Raw genomic sequence first — 17,400 nt, 5'->3', positions numbered from 1 at the left:
GATGGGCGGTCAGGAAGAGTCGCGCCCGGGCAGCAGCTGGCTGTAGGGTGCCTCGGCGCCGCCCGTGCGCCGTAGCAGGCGCACGTCGGTGACTTCGATGTTGCAGTCGGCGAGCCAATCCTGGATCGCTTCGCTGGAGCGGGACGGCCGTTTCTCGCCCGGGAACTCGAGGGTGTAGATGGAGAAGCCTATGGCCTTGATGTTGGGGATGTCCCGGGTGTTCATCTTCATGTGCCGGGGTTCACCCTTGAACCGGTAACTGATCAACCATTCCATAAGCGTCTGCGGACTCGATCGCACTGCATCGGTGCACTGGCGTACCGATGACCCCCTGATATCAGAAGTGGCAAACCTAGCAGAACGCGCCGCGCTGGCAATGCTAGCAATCTGCTGCAACCCGCGCCCTTGAGCATTGGCGGCACTTGGCGACGAAAGGCATGTCACGCCATGCAGCGGAAGTCGTTTTTAACGGTCGATTTTCCTATCGGTAGCCAGGGTTCGGGGGTCGTCATGTGCGGAGGCGTCGAGGTGGCGGGTCGTTTTACGGAGAGCGGCAGGGCGAGGCGGGTGTACTTCCTCAGCCCCAGGGCGGAACTGCCCGTGGTGCGGCCCGATGGCTCCATCGAGTGGGTTCCCTGGGGGCGCCGGCCACGGCAGCCGGGGGCCTTGCCCGCCAGTGGCTGGGCGCGGGAGAACTGCATGACCCTGGAGGCCTGGGAGCCCTATCGCCCACAGGCGGTGAAGATCGCCGTGCAGCGCTACATGGAGAAGGACCGGGCGCAGCAGCCGCACTGGTTCGACTTGGTGGCGAGCCAGTGCCTGCAAGGCGTGCTGCTGGAGACCGAGCGGGAGCGCAGGGTCTATGTGGTGATCGGGCAGCCGCCGCTGGGCTGCGAATTCATCCAGGACCGTTGGCCGTTGATCTCGGCCTGATCCGGGCTAGCCGTCCACCCGGTGGGTGGTGACGCCGGAGACGCCGATCTCCTGGGAGGCGAGCACCTTGTTCTCGAAGGAGGAGCCGCCCAGGCTGCGGTCCACTTCCAGCTGCCCGCGGTGCTCGGCAATGATGTGCGCGAGGGCCAGCTCCAGGCCCATTTCCTTTTCCGTGTGGCGCACACGAAGGCTTCTTGGTGCGCCCCTGAGCTTGTACTGGATGTCGAAGTAATGCATTGCAGCCTTCCTTGTTGGCGAACCTGGCTCTTTCTCCCGTTGCGATAGTGCAGCGGAAACCGGGGCCTGCGCCAGTGCGAAGCCGATCTTTCGTCGCAACGGCGAATGCCGGCGGCGACCGCAGATTGGAGCGATGCAGGGGCGTGCGGGTTCCGGTTGCGTGCAGCGCGGGTCGAGGAGGGCGGAAGGATGCGGGTTGCGGCGGCGTGCCCGGGTGGTTGCCCGGGCGTGCCGCTGGGGTCACGCGCTCAGGGCGCGGGGTCGAAAGCTGCGGCGGTTGGCGATGGCGATGGCGAATTCCTCGCTCAGCACCTTGCTCAACTGCCGGATGGACAGCGGCGACGACAGCTCGGCCTGGGTCATGCCGTGGATGGTGATGACGTCCAGATCGGTACGGCGGGTGAATTGCAGCGAGACCGTGCCGTTGTCCATGCGGGTCGCCTCGCACATGTAGGCGGGCATGTAGAGGGTGAAGAGTTTGCCGATATCGGCCATGGCGAGCGGCATGCGCGTTTCCTCCTTGAATGCGGTTGGGCTGACCACCTGGTCACGGCATCAGCGTAGGCGAAATCCAGTCGCTGTAAACACTGTCAGTGTGAGCCGTGCCACGACTCGAAAAGTGCCGTCCGTCACGTCCGCTTTTGCTGCCTTCAGGCCGCAACCCGCATGGATACAGGGCTATGACCACTTGGTCAGGAAATGAGGATTTCACTAGCGTATTTTTTGTATACAACCCTCTGGATATATGCAGACACTTTTGTTTACAGTGCGCCCACAACAACGACAAGAAGTGAGTGCACCTCCTCATGAACAAGCTATCCGAAGCTACGTCCGTCGCATCACGTCCGGAAGACGAGAACCTTGGCATCGGCGCCAACCTCGCCTACGGCTTGCAGCATGTCCTGACGATGTATGGCGGCATAGTCGCCGTCCCGCTGATCCTCGGCCAGGCGGCAGGGCTAAGCCCTTCCGAAATCGGTCTGTTGATCGCCGCCTCGTTGTTCGCCGGCGGCCTCGCAACCCTCCTCCAGACCCTCGGCCTGCCGTTCTTCGGCTGTCAGCTGCCCCTCGTCCAGGGCGTGTCCTTCGCCGGCGTCGCCACCATGATCGCCATCCTCGGCAGCAACAACGGTGAGGGCGGCATCCAGTCGGTGCTGGGCGCGGTGATGGCCGCATCACTGATCGGCCTGTTGATCACCCCCATCTTCTCCCGCGTCACCAAGTTCTTCCCGCCCTTGGTCACGGGGGTGGTGATCACCACCATCGGCCTGACGCTGATGCCGGTGGCCGCACGCTGGGCCATGGGCGGTAACAGCCAGTCCCCGGACTTCGGCAGCATGACCAACATCGGCCTGGCCGCCATGACCCTGGGCATCGTGCTGCTGCTGAGCAAGATCGGCAGCTCCACCATCTCTCGCCTGTCGATCCTCCTGGCCATGGTCATTGGCACCCTGATCGCCATGGCCCTGGGCCTGACCGACTTCTCCAAGGTCGGCGAAGGCCCGATCGTGGCGATGCCGTCGCTGCTGCATTTCGGCATGCCGACCTTCCACTTCGCCGCCATCCTGTCGATGTGCATCGTGATCCTGGTGACCCTGGTGGAAACCTCGGCCGATATCCTCGCCGTGGGCGAGATCATCGGCACCAAGGTCGACTCCAAGCGCCTCGGCAACGGCCTGCGCGCCGACATGCTGTCCAGCGTGCTGGCGCCGCTGTTCGGTTCCTTCACCCAGAGCGCCTTCGCCCAGAACGTCGGCCTGGTCGCCGTCACCGGTGTGAAGAGCCGCTACGTGGTGGCCACCGGTGGTTTGATCCTGGTCACCCTGGGCCTGCTGCCGGTGATGGGGCGCGTGGTCGCTGCCGTGCCGACCTCGGTACTTGGTGGCGCCGGCATCGTGCTGTTCGGCACCGTCGCCGCCAGCGGCATCCGCACCCTGGCCAAGGTCGACTACCGCAACAACATGAACCTGATCATCGTCTCCACCTCCCTCGGCTTCGGCATGATCCCGATCGCCGCACCGAGCTTCTACGAGCACTTCCCCGCCTGGTTCGAAACCATCTTCCATTCCGGCATCAGCTCGGCGGCAATCATGGCCATCCTGCTGAACCTGGTGTTCAACCAGTTCACCGCCGGTAACCCCGACCAGCCTTCGGTGATCTCCGCCGGCCACGAACGCAGCCTGCGCTACACCGACATCGCCGCGCTGAACGATGGCGATTACTTCCAGAACGGCAAGCTGTACGACGCCGAAGGTAACGAGGTGCCGTTGGCCGACGATGACGACCACCACGGCAGCCCGGCCCCACGGCCGACGCGAAGCCAGGCGGACGCGGTGCACTGACGCACCCCCGCAATGAACCGGACCCGGCCCCAGTGGCCGGGTTCTTTATTTGGGGCATCGGCCACACCGGCCGGCACGTTCCCGTAGGAGCGAGCTCTGCTCGCGAAGCTTCTGCGGGAGGCATGCCTCGACTTCCATCCACCGGGGGCGTGTCTGCGAGGGGGAGGGCGCAAGAGAGGCAAGGGCGATGCTGCGCATCGCTTGGCGACTGAAATCGCCCCTACAGTCACCCCGAAAATTGGCGCTGGAAGGAGGGCGCAGGGAACCCCGGGGCCTTCCTGCAATCTCTGATAACGCTTTGTTACCGCCTGCCCGGGCCGTTGCGTTTGACCTGGGCTTTTGCCTTCACCAAGCTACGCGCTTCGCCACCACTGCCCAGGAATCCCCCGCGTGTCCCCAGCTTTCCGCCACTGGCGCCGAACCCTTTTCTGCCTCATTCCCCTTGCTGCGCTGCTGTCAGGTTGCGACCAGGGCGAGCCCGAGAAGCCCCAGCCGCCGGTCAAGGCCACCACCTACCTCGCCGTCGACTGGAGCCAGGTGCCCGCCACGGCCGACCAGGAGCTGCTCAACGGCTTCGCCGCCTGGCGCTCGGCCTGCACTCGCCTGGCCAAGGACCCGGTCTGGTCCGCCATCTGTGCCGCCGCGGCGCCGGTGCCCATGGAAGCCAGCGCCGTCCGCGCCTTCCTCGGTGCCAACCTGCAGCCCTATAGCCTGCGTTCGGCGGAGAAGGGCGAGCACGGCCTGATCACCGGCTACTACGAGCCGGTCTACCCCGGCCACCTGCAACGCACCGAACAGGGGCAGGTGCCGGTCTATGGCGTGCCGGACGACCTGATCGTCGTCGCCCTGGACGAGATCTACCCCGAGCTCAAGGGCAAGCGCCTGCGTGGCCGCCTGGAAGGCCGGGTGCTCAAGCCCTACGACGATGCCGCCGCCATTCGTGGCGAGGGCGTCAAGGCGCCGGTGCTGGCCTGGCTCAACGACCCGATGGACCTGCAGTTCCTGCAGATCCAGGGCTCCGGGCGCATCCAGCTGGACGATGGCCGCCAGCTACGCATCGGCTACGCCGACCAGAACGGCCACCCCTATCGCCCCGTTGGCCGCTGGCTGGTGGAACAGGGGCTGCTGCAGAAGGAGGAGGTGAGCATGGGCCGCATCCGTGACTGGGCCGTCGCCAACCCCGGCCGGGTCGATGAGCTGCTGGCCAGCAACCCCAGCTATGTGTTCTTCAGTGCCCGCCCGGACAGCAATGAAGGCCCGCGCGGCTCCCTCAACGTGCCCCTCACCGCCGGCTACAGCGTGGCCATCGACCGCAAGGTGATCCCCCTCGGCAGCCTGCTCTGGCTTTCCACCACCCGCCCGGACGGCGCGCCCGTGGTACGCCCTGTGGCGGCCCAGGACACCGGCGGCGCCATCGTCGGCGAAGTGCGCGCGGACCTGTTCTGGGGCACCGGCCACGAGGCCGGCGAGCTGGCCGGCAACATGAAGCAGGAAGGGCGCATCTGGATGCTCTGGCCCAAGGGCATGGCGCCGCCGGAGTCGCCCTGAACCCTGGGCGGTACTCGACTATCCGCAGGAAAAGGAGATTTCCATGAGCGACTACATCCTCCTGAACAAGGCCAACTGGGACCAGCGCGCGGTGCTTCACGCCACCTCGCGCGGCTATGACGCGGCGGCCTTCGTCGCCGACCCGCAGCACCTCTCCGAGGTGGTGCGCTTCGACCTGCCGCGCCTCGGCGACATCAGCGGCCTGCGCGGCGTGCACCTGCAGTGCCACATCGGCACCGACACCCTGTCCCTGAGCCGGCTCGGCGCGCAGATGTGCGGGCTGGATTTCTCGCCGCAATCCATCGCCGAGGCCCGTTCCCTGGCCGAGCGGTGCGGCACGCCGCTGGAATGGCTGGAGTCGGACGTGTACGACGCCGACCAGGTGCTGGAGCCCGGCGCCTTCGACCTCGTCTACACCGGTATCGGCGCGCTCTGCTGGCTGCCCAGCATCGAGCGCTGGGCCCGCGTAGTGGCCTCGCTGTTGAAGCCGGGCGGGCGCCTGTTCATTCGCGAGGGCCATCCGATGATGTGGGCGATAGACGAGGAGCGGGAGGACACCCTCCATGTCGACCTGCCGTACTTCGAACGGGCCGAGCCGCTGGTCTGGGAATGCGACACCACCTACGTGGAATCCCCCGACACGCTCACTGCCACCGTCACCCATATCTGGAACCACGGCCTGGGCGAGATCATCACCGCCTTGCTCGGCCACGGCATGCAGATCACCGCCCTGGAAGAGCACCAGAGCCTGCCCTGGAACGCATTGCCCGGGCGCATGAGCCAGCACGCCGATGGCGAATGGCGCCTGGACGAGGCACCCTGGCGTCTGCCCCTGAGCTATACGTTGCAGGCGATCAAGCGCTGACGATTGCTGATTGCTGGAGGACGACCCATGAAGCCTTTTATCCCCCGTGCATTGCTCGCCCTGCTGCTCATCGCGGCCTGGTGCGCGCCGGCCCAGGCCCTGACCCTGCGTTGCAGCAAGGGCCTGGTGTTGCAGGAAGACAGCCTGGAGGAGGTGCTGCGCAAGTGCGGCGAGCCGGACAAGCGCGTGCGCACGCTGCCGGCCCTGCGCAACAACGGCGTGCCCAAGCTCAACGCGGTGACCGTGGACATCTGGACCTACGGCCCGCGCAACGGCATGACCCGCGAGCTGCACTTCATCGAAGGCAAGCTGAAGGAAGTCAGGAGCACCCGCGACTAGCCGATCGGGCGGGCGCGCGTCGCCCGGGCCACGTAGAATCGCGCCCCTGAATCTTTCCTCGAGGTCGCAAGGTGGAACTACAGCAGGGCTTCGTCCTGACCCGGCACTGGCGCGATACGCCCGCGGGCACGGAAGTGGGCTTCTGGCTGGCGACCGATGACGGCCCCCGCTACCTGCGTCTGGCGCCGCAGACCTCCGTGGCCTTCCTCCCCGCCGAGCAGCGCGAGCGCGCCGAGGCGCTGCTGAAGAACGAGCGTGGCGTCGAGCTGCGACCCCTGGGGCTCTGCGATTTCCGCCACCGCCCGGTGCTCGGCCTCTATTGCCAGCAGCATCGGCAACTGATCGGCCTGGACAAGGGCCTGCGCCAGGCCGGTGTCGACGTCTTCGAGGCCGATATCCGCCCGCCCGAGCGCTACCTGATGGAGCGCTTCATCACCGCCCCGGTGCTCTTCGGCGGCACGCCCGATGCCGAGGGCGCATTGCTGGACGGGCAGATGAAGCCGGCGCCCGACTACCGTCCGCGCCTGCGCCTGGTGTCCCTGGACATCGAGACCACCCTCCACGGCGAGCTCTACTCCATCGCCCTGGAAGGCTGCGGCCAGCGCCAGGTGTACATGCTCGGCCCGGCCAACGGCGATGCCCGCGAGGTGGACTTCGACCTGGAGTACTGCGACGACCGCGCACAGCTGCTCGAACGCCTCAACCAGTGGCTGGTGGAGCACGACCCGGACGCCATCATCGGCTGGAACCTGGTGCAGTTCGACCTGCGGGTGCTCAACGAGCACGCCAAGCGCCTCAAGGTGCCCCTGCGCCTGGGGCGCGGTGGCGAGGCCATGGGCTGGCGCGAGCACGGCAGCCGCAACAACCACTACTTCGCCGAAGCCCCGGGGCGGCTGATCATCGATGGCATCGAGGCGCTGCGCTCGGCCACCTGGAGCTTCCCCTCGTTCAGCCTGGAGAGCGTCGCCCAGACCCTGCTCGGCGAAGGCAAGGCCATCGACACCCCCTACCAGCGCATGGACGAGATCAACCGCATGTTCGCCGAGGACAAGCCCGCCCTGGCGCGCTACAACCTCAAGGACTGCGAGCTGGTGACGCGCATCTTCGAGAAGACCGAGCTGCTCACCTTCCTCCTCGAGCGGGCCACGGTCACCGGCCTGCCCGCCGACCGCAGCGGTGGCTCGGTGGCCGCCTTCTGCCACCTGTACATCCCGCTGATGCACCGCCAGGGCTTCGTCGCGCCCAACCAGGGCGAACGCATGCCCGAGGCCAGCCCGGGCGGCTTCGTCATGGACTCGCGCCCCGGCCTGTACGAGTCGGTGCTGGTGCTGGACTACAAGAGCCTGTATCCCTCGATCATCCGCACCTTCCTCATCGACCCGGTGGGGCTGGTGGAAGGCCTGCGCCAGCCCGATGACGAACACTCGGTACCGGGCTTCCGCGAGGCACGTTTCTCACGCACGAGGCACTGCCTGCCGGCCATCGTCGAGCGGGTGTGGCAGGGGCGCGAAACGGCCAAGCGCGAGCACAACCAGCCGCTATCCCAGGCGCTGAAGATCATCATGAACGCCTTCTACGGCGTGCTCGGTTCCAGCGGCTGCCGCTTCTTCGACCCGCGCCTGGCCTCGTCCATCACCCTGCGCGGCCACGAGATCATGCGCCGCACCCGCGCGCTGATCGAGGCACAGGGTCATCAGGTGATCTACGGCGACACCGACTCCACCTTCGTCTGGCTCGGCCGCGCCCATGGCGAGCAGGAGGCGGCCGCCATCGGCCGGTCGCTGGTGCAGCGGGTCAACCAGTGGTGGCGCGAACACCTGCAGCAGGAATACGGCCTGGAAAGCGCACTGGAACTGCAGTACGAAACCCACTACAGCCGCTTCCTGATGCCCACGGTGCGGGGCGCGGAGGAGGGCAGCAAGAAGCGCTACGCCGGGCTGGTGACGCGTGCCGATGGCAGCGAGGAGATGGTCTTCAAGGGGCTGGAAACGGTGCGCACCGATTGGTCGCCGCTGGCCCAGCGCTTCCAGCAGGAGCTGTACCTGCGCATCTTCAACCGCGAGCCCTACCAGGACTATGTGCGCGACTACGTGCGCCGCACCCTGGCCGGCGAGCTGGACGAGCTGCTGATCTACCGCAAGCGCTTGCGCCGGCGGCTGGACGACTACGAGCGCAACGTCCCGCCCCATGTGCGTGCCGCGCGCCTGGCCGATGACTACAACCAAAGCCAGGGGCGCCCGCGTCAGTACCAGAACGGCGGCTGGATCAGCTACCTGATCACCGTCGCCGGGCCCGAGCCCCTGGAGAACCGCCGCGCGCCCATCGACTACGACCACTACGTCACCCGCCAGCTGCAACCGGTGGCGGATGCCATCCTGCCCTTCGTCCAGGGCGACTTCAGCAAGCTGATCGACGGCCAGCTCGACCTGTTCTGAGCCGGCGCCGGCTCAGTCGGGCAGGTTGACCAGGGGAATCGACTCGCCGCCGGTGCGGTTCTGCTGGCGCTCGTCCATCCACTCGGCGATCTGGGCGCCGAATTCCGCCGGCACCTTGCGGCCCACGCGGCGGGAAATGTCGAGGATGGTCTGCTGGGCCAGCGCCTCTTCCATGCGCTTCTGCGCCGTCAGCATCACCGCATGGATGGAGCAGGTGCCTTCCAGCGCCCAGTCCGGCGGCGAACCTTCGAACAGGGCGCAGCGCCCGCGGATATCCCGGCATTCGAAGATCGACTTGTGCCCATCGATGGCGCGGACGATATCCAGCACGCTGATCTCGTCCGAGGGGCGGGCCAGGCGGAAGCCGCCGCGCACGCCTTCGGTCGCGGCTACCAACCCGGCCTTGGCCAGCTTGGTGAACACCTTCGCCAGGTACTCCTGGGGCACACCCTGCAGTTCGGCCATGTCGCGCACGCTGGCTTCGCGGCTGTCACCACGGTCGTCCACGAGAAAGAGCAGGCAGTGGATGCCGTACTCGACCCCTGCGCTGTAAAGAGACATTCATAACTCCGACTATTTGTGTCGCATATATTCTGCGATCTGTTCCCATGCATCTCAAGGCCCGCTGCGTCTTCGGCGATGGGCGGGGCTGCCGTCCGTCCGCTCCAACGCTGTTGCGCAGTGCCTTGGAGGCTGCAGAAAGGTGCGCCCTTGAGCGGTGCAGCCAGCAGCATGGCGAGCGAAGCAGTGGAGGGCAAAGAAAAAATACTTGTCGCCATAAACTACGATCAATATAGTCGTAGATGTGAGCGGCTGATGGCGCCACACGAACAGCCGTACCCGGACATGCAGTTGGCGCCACTCGTAGCCCCGTCCCTATTCGAACCGAACACGACCCTTACCTCTTTGGAGATACGAACATGAAACAACGCATCCTGATCGTCGGCGCTGGCTTCGGTGGCATGTGGAGCGCCCTCAGTGCCACGCGCCTGCTGGACATCCATGGCCGCACCGATGTCGAGGTCAGTGTCCTCGCGCCCCAGGCCGAACTGCGCGTGCGTCCGCGTTTCTACGAAGCCGGCGTGCACCGCATGAAGGCGCCGCTGGGCGAGCTGTTCGCCGCCGTCGGCGTGAACTTCGTCAAGGGCCTGGTGGACCGCATCGATGTGGCAGGCAAGCGCGTGGCCTATCGCGACGAGCAGGGCGCTCCGGCCGAGCTGGCCTACGACCGCCTGGTACTGGCCACCGGCAGCAGCGTGGTGCGGCCGAAGATGGCGGGCGTCGAGCACGCCTTCGACGTCGACCAGATCGAAGAGGCCGTGCGCCTGGAAGAACACATCCGCTCGCTGGGCGCGCTGCCGGCCTCCAAGGCGCGCAACACGGTGGTGGTCGCCGGTGGCGGCTTCACCGGCATCGAAACCGCTGCCGAAATGCCGGCGCGCCTGCGTGAAGCGCTGGGTGCCGACGCCGAAGTACGGGTGGTGGTGGTCGACCGTGGCGCACGCGTCGGCGCCGCCCTGGGCGACGGCCCGCGTGCGCAGATCGTCGAAGCCTCGGAAGAGCTGGGCATCGAATGGTGCCTGGACGCCAGCGTCGCCTCGGTGGACGAAGGCGGCGTGACCCTCGCCGACGGCCGTCGCATCGAGGCCAGCACCGTGGTCTGGACCGTGGGCGTGCGTGCCAGTTCGCTGACCGAACAGATCCCCGCCGAGCGTGACGCCCAGGGCCGCCTGCACGTGGACCGCAACCTCAAGGTGATCGGCCAGGACGACGTCTTCGCCACCGGTGACGTCGCCTACGCCGCCTCCGACGACCTGGGCAACTTCGCCCTGATGTCCTGCCAGCACGCCATCGCCCTGGGCCGCTCGGCCGGCAACAACGTCGCTGCCAACCTGCTCGGCGTCGAGCCGATCCCCTACAGCCAGCCCAAGTACGTCACCTGCCTGGACCTGGGCGCCTGGGGCGCGGTGTTCACCGAAGGCTGGGACCGCCAGGTCAAGCTGGTGCGTGAGGAGGGCAAGCAGCTGAAGACCCAGATCAACAGCGTGTGGATCTACCCGCCGGCCGCCAACCGCGCCGAAGCCCTGGCCGCCGCCGACCCGGCGATCCCGGTCGTCGCATAAGCCACGGCGTCACCCCAGCCCCGACGGTCGCAGGACCGGCGGGGCTTTTTGCATTGATGGGTTTCGCGGGGCTCGCGGAACGCCGCCCGCCCCATCCACGAAGGCTCGGATGCTCACCCGTAGGATGGGTAGAGCGGAGCGAAACCCATGGGGTTGCGAGCCCATAGACGAGTCGCCCCCGGGCACCGCCCGTAGGAGCGAGCTCTGCTCGCGAAGCGCCTCGCATCAAGCCGGCCGCTGCATCACCACCAGGCGCAGGGCGAGGGCGCCGAACAGGCTGGCCAGGCCCCATCTCTGCAGGCTGGCGAAGCGGCCACGGCCGTTGAGGCGGTGTGCCATGGCTCCGCCCACCAGGCCGAGGGCGGCATGGAAAAGGAAGGCCAGCAGGGTGAGCAGGGCGCCCAGCAGCAGAAGCTGCTCGGCGATGGGGCCGCGCTCGGGCACCACGAATTGCGGCAGGAAGACGATGAAGAACAGCAGCGCCTTGGGGTTGAGCAGGCTGTTGAGGGTGGCGCGCATCAGCACCGCCCGCAGCGGCAGCGGCGCGACGCCCGTGGCACCGGCGGTGGCGCTGCTGCGCAGGGTCTTCCAGGCCATCCACAGCAGGTAGAGGGCCCCGGCCAGGCGGATGATGTCGAAGGAGGGCGGCCAGGCCGCCACCAGGCCGGTGATGCCGGCGGCGGTGAGCAGGGTCAGGGTCGCATCCGCCAGGCTGATGCCCAGCGCCGCCGCCAGGCCACCGCGCCAGCCGCAGGAAACCCCGTGGCTGATGACGAAGGCCATGTTCGGCCCCGGCGAGATCAACAGCAGCGCCACCGCGCAGGTGAAGATGACGAAGGTGTCGAGGTCGAGCATGGCAGCGGTCCTGGCGAGGGCCGCGGGTGCGGCCGGTCGCGCAACACTACCGGGCCGTCGCCGGCATCACCCGCTACAGCTGCGCGGTTTTTTCATGGCACACCCGGTGTCAGTCAGGGCAGGGTGAGCGCCGGCGTGGTCACCAGGGTCAGGCTCTGCAGCGTGCAACTGCCCCAGGGCAGGCTGGTCGCCGACAGGCTGTTACTGGCGTTGCTCCAGGTGGTGGCCAGCGTTGCGGCGCTGCAGGTTACGGTGCCGATCTTGATGCCCATATTGCTGACATTCACGGTCGTGACGCTGGTCGGTTGCCAGGGCCAGGGCAGGCCTTGCGGGGCAATGTTCGCGCAGAGCGGGTTGCTGCCGGTCAGGGTGGCGGCCGTCACGGAGGCTCCACCGCCGGGGTTGGCAACCCCGTGCACCGTGAGCGTGCAGGTGACCGCCGGCAGCACCGGGTTGTACTTCACGCTGAAGGGGCCGGTGGCGGTGAAGGCGCCGCCTGGGGTGAAGGCGGAGGAGACCAGGGACCAGATGGCCAGGCCGAGCAGGGCCAGTATCTTCAGGGCGGCTTTGTAGGGATTCATCGTGTCGTTCCTTGTCAGCATGCGATGCCCCGTTGGCTGTCCTTGGCCCGGGGCGGTAGGCGCAGGCTAGACCCATCCAAGACGCTGCCCAGCCAGCCAAAGGATGGCGTCGCCGGATCACTCGCCTGGCCCATGGGAAGAAGTTACCCAGGGCGCAGGGCGATCCCCGCTCGACGCGCTTCGGGCGGCTCTCTAATATGCAACCATTCGCTTGGATATCCGGACCGCGCCTTGACCACCTCCGACCCCATCACCGACACCGCTGCCTCCACCGGCGATCGCACCCTGCTGCTGATCAAGACCCGTGGCCCGGTGTCCACCGCCGCCCTGGCCCAGGCCCTGGAGATGACGCCGGAAGCGGCGCGCCAGCAGGTGCAGAAGCTGGTGGCCGCAGGGCTGGTGGAAGGCCGCCAGGAGCCGGCATCCGGTGCCGGGCGGCCGAGGCAGAACTGGGTGCTCACCGATGCCGGTTACGCCCGTTTCCCGGATACCCACGCGCAGCTCACGGTGCAGTTGATCGGCTCGGTGCGCCAGCTGTTCGGCGAAGAGGGGCTGGACCGCCTGATCTGCCAGCGCGAGGCGGAGTCCCGCGCGGTCTATCGCCAGGCCTGCAGCAGCCGCAGCCTGCCCAGGCGCCTGGAGCAGCTGGCGGCGGTGCGCTCGACCGAGGGCTACATGGCGCGGGTGGAGCGGGATGGCGAGGATTGGCTGCTGATCGAGGACCATTGCCCCATCTGCGTGGCGGCACGGAGCTGCCAGGGCTTCTGCCGCTCCGAACTGCAACTGTTCCAGGAAGTGGTGGGCGAGGAGGCCGAGGTGGTCCGCGAGCAGCACCTGCTGGCCAATGCCTCCCGCTGCGTCTACCGCATCAGCGCCCGCTGAGCGGCATTCCTTCTGATTGCTCTCATCCTCCCGGGCTGAAGCCAGGACTACGGCCTTAGTCGCGCCAGCGCTTGCGGGCGTGCTGGTAGGCGGCGAGGTCGGCGTAGCCGAGCTGTTCGGCGATCTCCGCGCGGCCCAGGCCCTGCAACTCCAGGTGCTGTTCCAGTTCGCCACGTACCAGGTCGAGCAACTGGCGGAAGGTCAGGCCCTGCTCCTCCAGGCGCCGGCGCAGGGTGCGCGGGCTCTGGTGCAGGGCTTCGGCCTGGTTCTCCAGGCTCGGCGCCTCACCCCGCGCCAGGCTGCGGCGCACGCCGCTGGCGACACGGGCGGCCCAGCCGCTGAGCTGGTGCTGGCGGGCCAGGCGGCGGTCGAGTTCACTGGTCAGCAGGTCGAGCATGCCGGGGTTGTGTCCCTGCATCGGCAGGCTGAGGGTGGCCGGGGCGAAGTACAGGCGGTTGTGGTCGCAGCCGAACTGCAGGTCATCGCCGAACCAGGCCCGGTACTCGGCGTGATAGGCGGGGCGGGGGTAGGTGAAGCAGGCCCGTGCCGGTGTCACCTCGACGCCTGTGCCCCGGCGCAACTGGGTCAGCGCCATCACGTTGTAGTGCTCGACCACGTAGCGGGCCAGGCTTTCGGGCGCGTCGATGCGCAGCTCCACGGCGACGCCGCCGGTATCTTCCACCAGCACCAGGTTCTCCATGTCCGAAGCCAGCGGTGCATAGCGCGCCCAGTAGGCGACGGCCTGGGCGACATCGACGCAATACAGGCACAGCTGGGTAAGCACGTGCAGGTCCCGCGAGGTGAACCGGGCGAACAGGTGCAGGCCGATGGCGGGGTCGTGGCGCGCGGCATCCGCCCAGAGCTGCTCCAGCTCCACCAACTGGTAGTCGCGCTGTGGGCCTCGGGACTGTGCATCGAGGTAACGCTCCAGCACCTGGCCCATGGCGCCGCGATGGAAGCGCCGGACCGGCGACTTGGCCTCGATTCGGATGTTTCTGTCCTCTTCTCGCATAGGTCGGGCGGGTGTCCTGGTTTCTCATGGCTGGGCAATGCCCCTGTCGGGCCGGAACGAGATTGCCATGAATACAACAACGCTCGCCAATAACCCCACGCTGATAGTCGCCGCCATCTTCCTGGGGTTCATCCTGCTGGAAATAGCCTGTGCCTGCTTCCGCCAACCCCAAGGTCAGCGCCGTGACGCGCTGATCGAGATCATCGGCTCCAGCCTGCTGCTGGGCTTCACCTTCCCCCTGGTGATGACCATCAGCGCCAGGCTGCTGGACCACTTCGTGCCCGAGGCGAAAGGCAGCCTGGCCGGCCTGCCCTGGCTGGCGGGGTTCGCGCTGTTCCTGGTGTTCGATGACCTCACCCAGTACGCCTGGCACCGCCTGGCCCACCGCGTGCCGCTGCTCTATGCCCTGCACCGGGCACACCACTCGGCGCCCTACATGAGCATCCGCATCGTCTACCGCAACAACAGCTTCTACTACCTGCTGATGCCGGGCCTGTGGTTGAGCGGGATGCTCATCCACATGGGACTGGCGCCGGTCTACTACGTCTACCTGATCCTCAAGATGTGCGTGATCTTCGGCGCCCACAGCAGCGTGCCCTGGGACGACAGGCTCTACCGCATCCGCCCCCTGCGCCCGCTGATGTGGCTGCTGGAGCGGACCATCTCCACGCCCTCCACCCACTCGGCCCACCACGGCCTCAGCGCCGACGACGGCGTGACCCATTACAAGGGCAACTACGGCAACCTGCTGTTCTTCTGGGATGTGCTGTTCGGCACGGCGAAGATCACCCGCCGCCGCCCCGAGCGTTACGGCATCGAGCACCTGCGCCCGGTGAGCTGGCAGCACGAGCTGTTCTGGCCTGTGGTGCGCGAGCGCGCACCGGAGCCGGAGACGGCTCTGGCCGAGGAGGCGGGTAAAGCTGCCAGTTGACGGTGAAGCCTGGAGCGGCGCCAGGTATCATCCGCCGATCCCCAGCCCGGCCCTTGTGCCGGGCTTTTCCATTCCCCGGAGCGCCCATGGACAAGCTGCTGGCCCTGAAGATGTTCGTCGCCGCCGTGGACGCCAAGGGCTTCTCGGCAGCCGCACGGCGCCTGGGCCTGGCCACCTCCTCGGTCACGCGCATGGTCGATGCCCTGGAGCAGGAGCTGGGCACGGTGCTGCTCAACCGCTCCACGCGCCAGGTGACGGTCACCGAGGCCGGTGCCGCCTATTACCAGAGTTCGCGCCAGGTGCTGGAGTACGTGGCCGAGGCCGATGCCTCGGTGATGGACGGCGGCGAGGAGCCCAGCGGGCCGCTGCGGGTTTCGCTTCCCAGCGCCTTCGGCCGCTGCCTGATCTCGCCCAGGATCGGTGAGCTGCTGCGCCGTTACCCGCGTCTGGAGCTGGATATCACCCTGACCGACGAGATCGTCGACCTGCTCGGCGAGCGGGTCGACCTGTCCATCCGCCTCGGTGCGGCGGCGCCCATGGACGGCGTGGTCGCCCGCAGCCTGGGGCAGTTCCGTCGCCATGTGGTGGCCAGCCCGGCCTACCTGGCGGAGCACGGCACGCCCGGACAGCCGCTGGACCTGGCCGAGCACGACTGCCTGCGCTTCAACTACGGTGCGGCCCGCCAGGTCTGGACCTTCAGCGGCGAGGATGGCGAAGTCCGCGTACCGGTGCGTGGGCGCATGCGCAGCAACAACGTCGAGGTGCTGCGCGACGTGGCGCTGGCCGGGTCGGCGGTGGCGCTGCTGCCGGACTGGCTGGTGGATGCGGATATCGCTGCCGGCCGCCTGCTGCCGCTGTTCCCCGAGCACCTGGTCAACCCGGACGACACCAGCGCGGTGATCAGCGCGCTCTACCTGCCCAGCCAGCGGGGTTCGCGGCGGGTCGCGGCGTTCATCGAGTTCGTCGGCGGCTTGCTCTAGCGGCTGGCATTGCGCAAAAGGCAAAGCCGCTTTGCGCCCCGGGCGGATTCCCTCCACCCGCCACCTTGCCCAGGATAGGCGCCTCGAACCGTTACACCCTGAGGACCGTTGGATGAACCCTGCCAGCCATTTCGCCACCCATGCCCCCCAGGCGCTCAGCCGGGGCCTGGTGCTGCTCTTCGCCTTCTGCTGCGGCGCCATCGTCGCCAACATCTACTACGCCCAGCCGATCATCGAGCTGATCTCCCCCGATGTCGGCATCTCCACCCACGGCGCAAGCCTGATCGTCTCCCTGACCCAGGTCGGCTATGCCCTTGGGCTGTTCTTCCTGGTGCCCCTGGCGGACCTGCTGGAGAACCGCCGGCTGATGCTCGCCACCCTCGGCGTCAGTGTCCTCGCCCTGGTGGGCATGGCCCTGGCCGACGCGCCCGCCGTCCTGTTGCTGGTCTCGGCCCTGATCGGCTTCAGCTCGGTGTCGGTGCAGATGCTGATCCCCCTGGCTGCGCACCTGGCGCCCGAGGAATCCCGGGGCCGGGTGGTCGGCGGGATCATGGGCGGGCTGCTGCTGGGCATTCTCCTGGCGCGGCCGCTGTCCAGCGTAGTGGCGGACCACTTCGGCTGGCGCGCGGTGTTCTTCGGCGCTGCCGGGCTGATGCTGCTGATCGCCCTGGTGATGGCCATGGCGCTGCCCAGCCGGCGCCCCGACCACCGCGCCAGCTACGGCCAGTTGCTGGCTTCGCTCTGGCACCTGTTCCGCCGCGAGCCGGTGCTGCGCCAGCGTTCGCTGTACCAGGCGCTGATGTTCGGCACCTTCAGCCTGTTCTGGACCGCCGTGCCGGTGGAGTTGGCCCGCAACCATGGGCTGTCCCAGTCGCAGATCGCGCTGTTCGCCCTGGTCGGCGCCATCGGTGCCGTGGCTGCCCCCATCGCCGGGCGCCTGGCGGATGCGGGGCACACCCGGAGCATGTCGCGCTGCGCCATGCTGCTGGCGATGCTCAGCTTCCTCCCGGCCCTGTTCGTCCTGCCCTGGGGCGTGGTCGGCCTGGCGCTGACCGGCGTGCTGCTGGATTTCGCCGTGCAGATGAACATGGTGCTCGGCCAGCGCGAGGTCTATGCCCTGGATGCCGCCAGCCGCGGCCGGCTGAATGCGCTGTACATGACCAGCATCTTCATCGGTGGCGCCGTCGGTTCGTCCATCGCCAGCCTGCTGTACGAGCAGGGCGGCTGGCAGGCCATCGCCGCCCTTGGTGCCGCGTTGCCGCTGCTGGCCCTGGTCGCCTTCGGCCTGCACACCCGCCTGGCCACGCGGAGCCAGGTGCAGGCGGGATAACGGCCTG

General features: G+C 67.6%; 18 protein-coding genes. 11 read left to right on the top strand and 7 right to left on the bottom strand.

The features are described from left to right. Positions 1-9 precede the first annotated feature (9 nt). Positions 10-276, bottom strand: a complete 267-nt coding sequence (locus ACXI0U_RS28040; RefSeq protein WP_021221066.1) for a hypothetical protein — start codon at positions 274-276, stop codon at positions 10-12. A 423-nt stretch (positions 277-699) separates the two neighbouring features. Here ACXI0U_RS28040 and ACXI0U_RS28035 point away from each other — a divergent pair, with 423 nt between their 5' ends. Further along, positions 700-933, top strand: coding sequence for a hypothetical protein (locus tag ACXI0U_RS28035; RefSeq protein ID WP_021221065.1), 234 nt, complete (start codon positions 700-702; stop codon positions 931-933). A gap of 6 nt (positions 934-939) precedes the next feature. Here ACXI0U_RS28035 and ACXI0U_RS28030 read toward each other — a convergent pair whose 3' ends face one another. Further along, positions 940-1,170 (bottom strand): hypothetical protein, encoded by a 231-nt coding sequence (locus ACXI0U_RS28030; protein WP_148304300.1) that lies wholly within the window; start codon positions 1,168-1,170, stop codon positions 940-942. Between the two features lie 240 nt (positions 1,171-1,410). Continuing rightward, a complete protein-coding gene (locus ACXI0U_RS28025) occupies positions 1,411-1,677 on the bottom strand; it encodes a hypothetical protein (protein ID WP_021221063.1) in 267 nt (88 codons plus the stop codon). A 299-nt stretch (positions 1,678-1,976) separates the two neighbouring features. Between ACXI0U_RS28025 and ACXI0U_RS28020 the strand changes: the two genes are divergently transcribed. The 5 genes from ACXI0U_RS28020 (at position 1,977) to ACXI0U_RS28000 (ending at position 8,699) form a co-directional block, all read left to right on the top strand. Continuing rightward, positions 1,977-3,512, top strand: a complete 1,536-nt coding sequence (locus tag ACXI0U_RS28020; protein ID WP_374980840.1) for a nucleobase:cation symporter-2 family protein — start codon at positions 1,977-1,979, stop codon at positions 3,510-3,512. 390 nt (positions 3,513-3,902) lie between these two features. Then, complete coding sequence (mltA, locus tag ACXI0U_RS28015) at positions 3,903-5,060, top strand: murein transglycosylase A (RefSeq protein WP_374980841.1); 1,158 nt, start codon at positions 3,903-3,905, stop codon at positions 5,058-5,060. A 43-nt stretch (positions 5,061-5,103) separates the two neighbouring features. Further along, a complete protein-coding gene (locus tag ACXI0U_RS28010; RefSeq protein ID WP_374980842.1) occupies positions 5,104-5,925 on the top strand; it encodes a class I SAM-dependent methyltransferase in 822 nt (273 codons plus the stop codon). A 27-nt stretch (positions 5,926-5,952) separates the two neighbouring features. Continuing rightward, positions 5,953-6,264: a DUF2845 domain-containing protein gene (locus tag ACXI0U_RS28005; RefSeq protein ID WP_037022034.1), complete on the top strand. Its 312-nt coding sequence runs from the start codon at positions 5,953-5,955 to the stop codon at positions 6,262-6,264. A gap of 71 nt (positions 6,265-6,335) precedes the next feature. Beyond that, positions 6,336-8,699 carry a DNA polymerase II gene (locus ACXI0U_RS28000; RefSeq protein WP_479551142.1) on the top strand — a complete coding sequence of 788 codons (2,364 nt, stop codon included), beginning with the start codon at positions 6,336-6,338 and terminating at the stop codon, positions 8,697-8,699. Between the two features lie 12 nt (positions 8,700-8,711). Here the strand turns inward: ACXI0U_RS28000 and ACXI0U_RS27995 are convergent, their stop codons facing one another. Continuing rightward, complete coding sequence (locus ACXI0U_RS27995; RefSeq protein WP_479551141.1) at positions 8,712-9,260, bottom strand: RrF2 family transcriptional regulator; 549 nt, start codon at positions 9,258-9,260, stop codon at positions 8,712-8,714. Between the two features lie 359 nt (positions 9,261-9,619). Here ACXI0U_RS27995 and ACXI0U_RS27990 point away from each other — a divergent pair, with 359 nt between their 5' ends. Then, the gene (locus tag ACXI0U_RS27990) at positions 9,620-10,822 is read left to right on the top strand and encodes an NAD(P)/FAD-dependent oxidoreductase (RefSeq protein WP_021221056.1); all 1,203 of its coding nucleotides are present in this window, start codon (positions 9,620-9,622) and stop codon (positions 10,820-10,822) included. A gap of 225 nt (positions 10,823-11,047) precedes the next feature. Here ACXI0U_RS27990 and ACXI0U_RS27985 read toward each other — a convergent pair whose 3' ends face one another. Further along, complete coding sequence (locus tag ACXI0U_RS27985) at positions 11,048-11,677, bottom strand: LysE family translocator (protein WP_431484529.1); 630 nt, start codon at positions 11,675-11,677, stop codon at positions 11,048-11,050. Positions 11,678-11,790: 113 nt separating this feature from the next. Then, positions 11,791-12,258: a protein activator gene (locus tag ACXI0U_RS27980; protein WP_265168743.1), complete on the bottom strand. Its 468-nt coding sequence runs from the start codon at positions 12,256-12,258 to the stop codon at positions 11,791-11,793. A 231-nt stretch (positions 12,259-12,489) separates the two neighbouring features. Here ACXI0U_RS27980 and ACXI0U_RS27975 point away from each other — a divergent pair, with 231 nt between their 5' ends. Continuing rightward, positions 12,490-13,140, top strand: coding sequence for a helix-turn-helix transcriptional regulator (locus ACXI0U_RS27975; RefSeq protein WP_350448608.1), 651 nt, complete (start codon positions 12,490-12,492; stop codon positions 13,138-13,140). Positions 13,141-13,195: 55 nt separating this feature from the next. Here ACXI0U_RS27975 and ACXI0U_RS27970 read toward each other — a convergent pair whose 3' ends face one another. Further along, on the bottom strand, positions 13,196-14,152 hold the full coding sequence (locus ACXI0U_RS27970) for an AraC family transcriptional regulator ligand-binding domain-containing protein (RefSeq protein ID WP_431484527.1): 957 nt from the start codon (positions 14,150-14,152) through the stop codon (positions 13,196-13,198). A 67-nt stretch (positions 14,153-14,219) separates the two neighbouring features. Between ACXI0U_RS27970 and ACXI0U_RS27965 the strand changes: the two genes are divergently transcribed. The 3 genes from ACXI0U_RS27965 to ACXI0U_RS27955 all read left to right on the top strand — a co-directional run bounded on the left by ACXI0U_RS27965 (position 14,220) and on the right by ACXI0U_RS27955 (position 17,393). After that, positions 14,220-15,083 carry a sterol desaturase family protein gene (locus ACXI0U_RS27965; protein ID WP_479551140.1) on the top strand — a complete coding sequence of 288 codons (864 nt, stop codon included), beginning with the start codon at positions 14,220-14,222 and terminating at the stop codon, positions 15,081-15,083. A gap of 86 nt (positions 15,084-15,169) precedes the next feature. Continuing rightward, positions 15,170-16,063 carry a LysR family transcriptional regulator gene (locus ACXI0U_RS27960; protein WP_021221050.1) on the top strand — a complete coding sequence of 298 codons (894 nt, stop codon included), beginning with the start codon at positions 15,170-15,172 and terminating at the stop codon, positions 16,061-16,063. 112 nt (positions 16,064-16,175) lie between these two features. Further along, positions 16,176-17,393, top strand: a complete 1,218-nt coding sequence (locus tag ACXI0U_RS27955; protein WP_479551139.1) for an MFS transporter — start codon at positions 16,176-16,178, stop codon at positions 17,391-17,393. Positions 17,394-17,400 lie beyond the last annotated feature (7 nt).

The sequence above is a fragment of the Pseudomonas sp. C9D1 genome (assembly GCF_056491235.1).
This window is presented reverse-complemented; position numbering and strand designations above follow the sequence as displayed.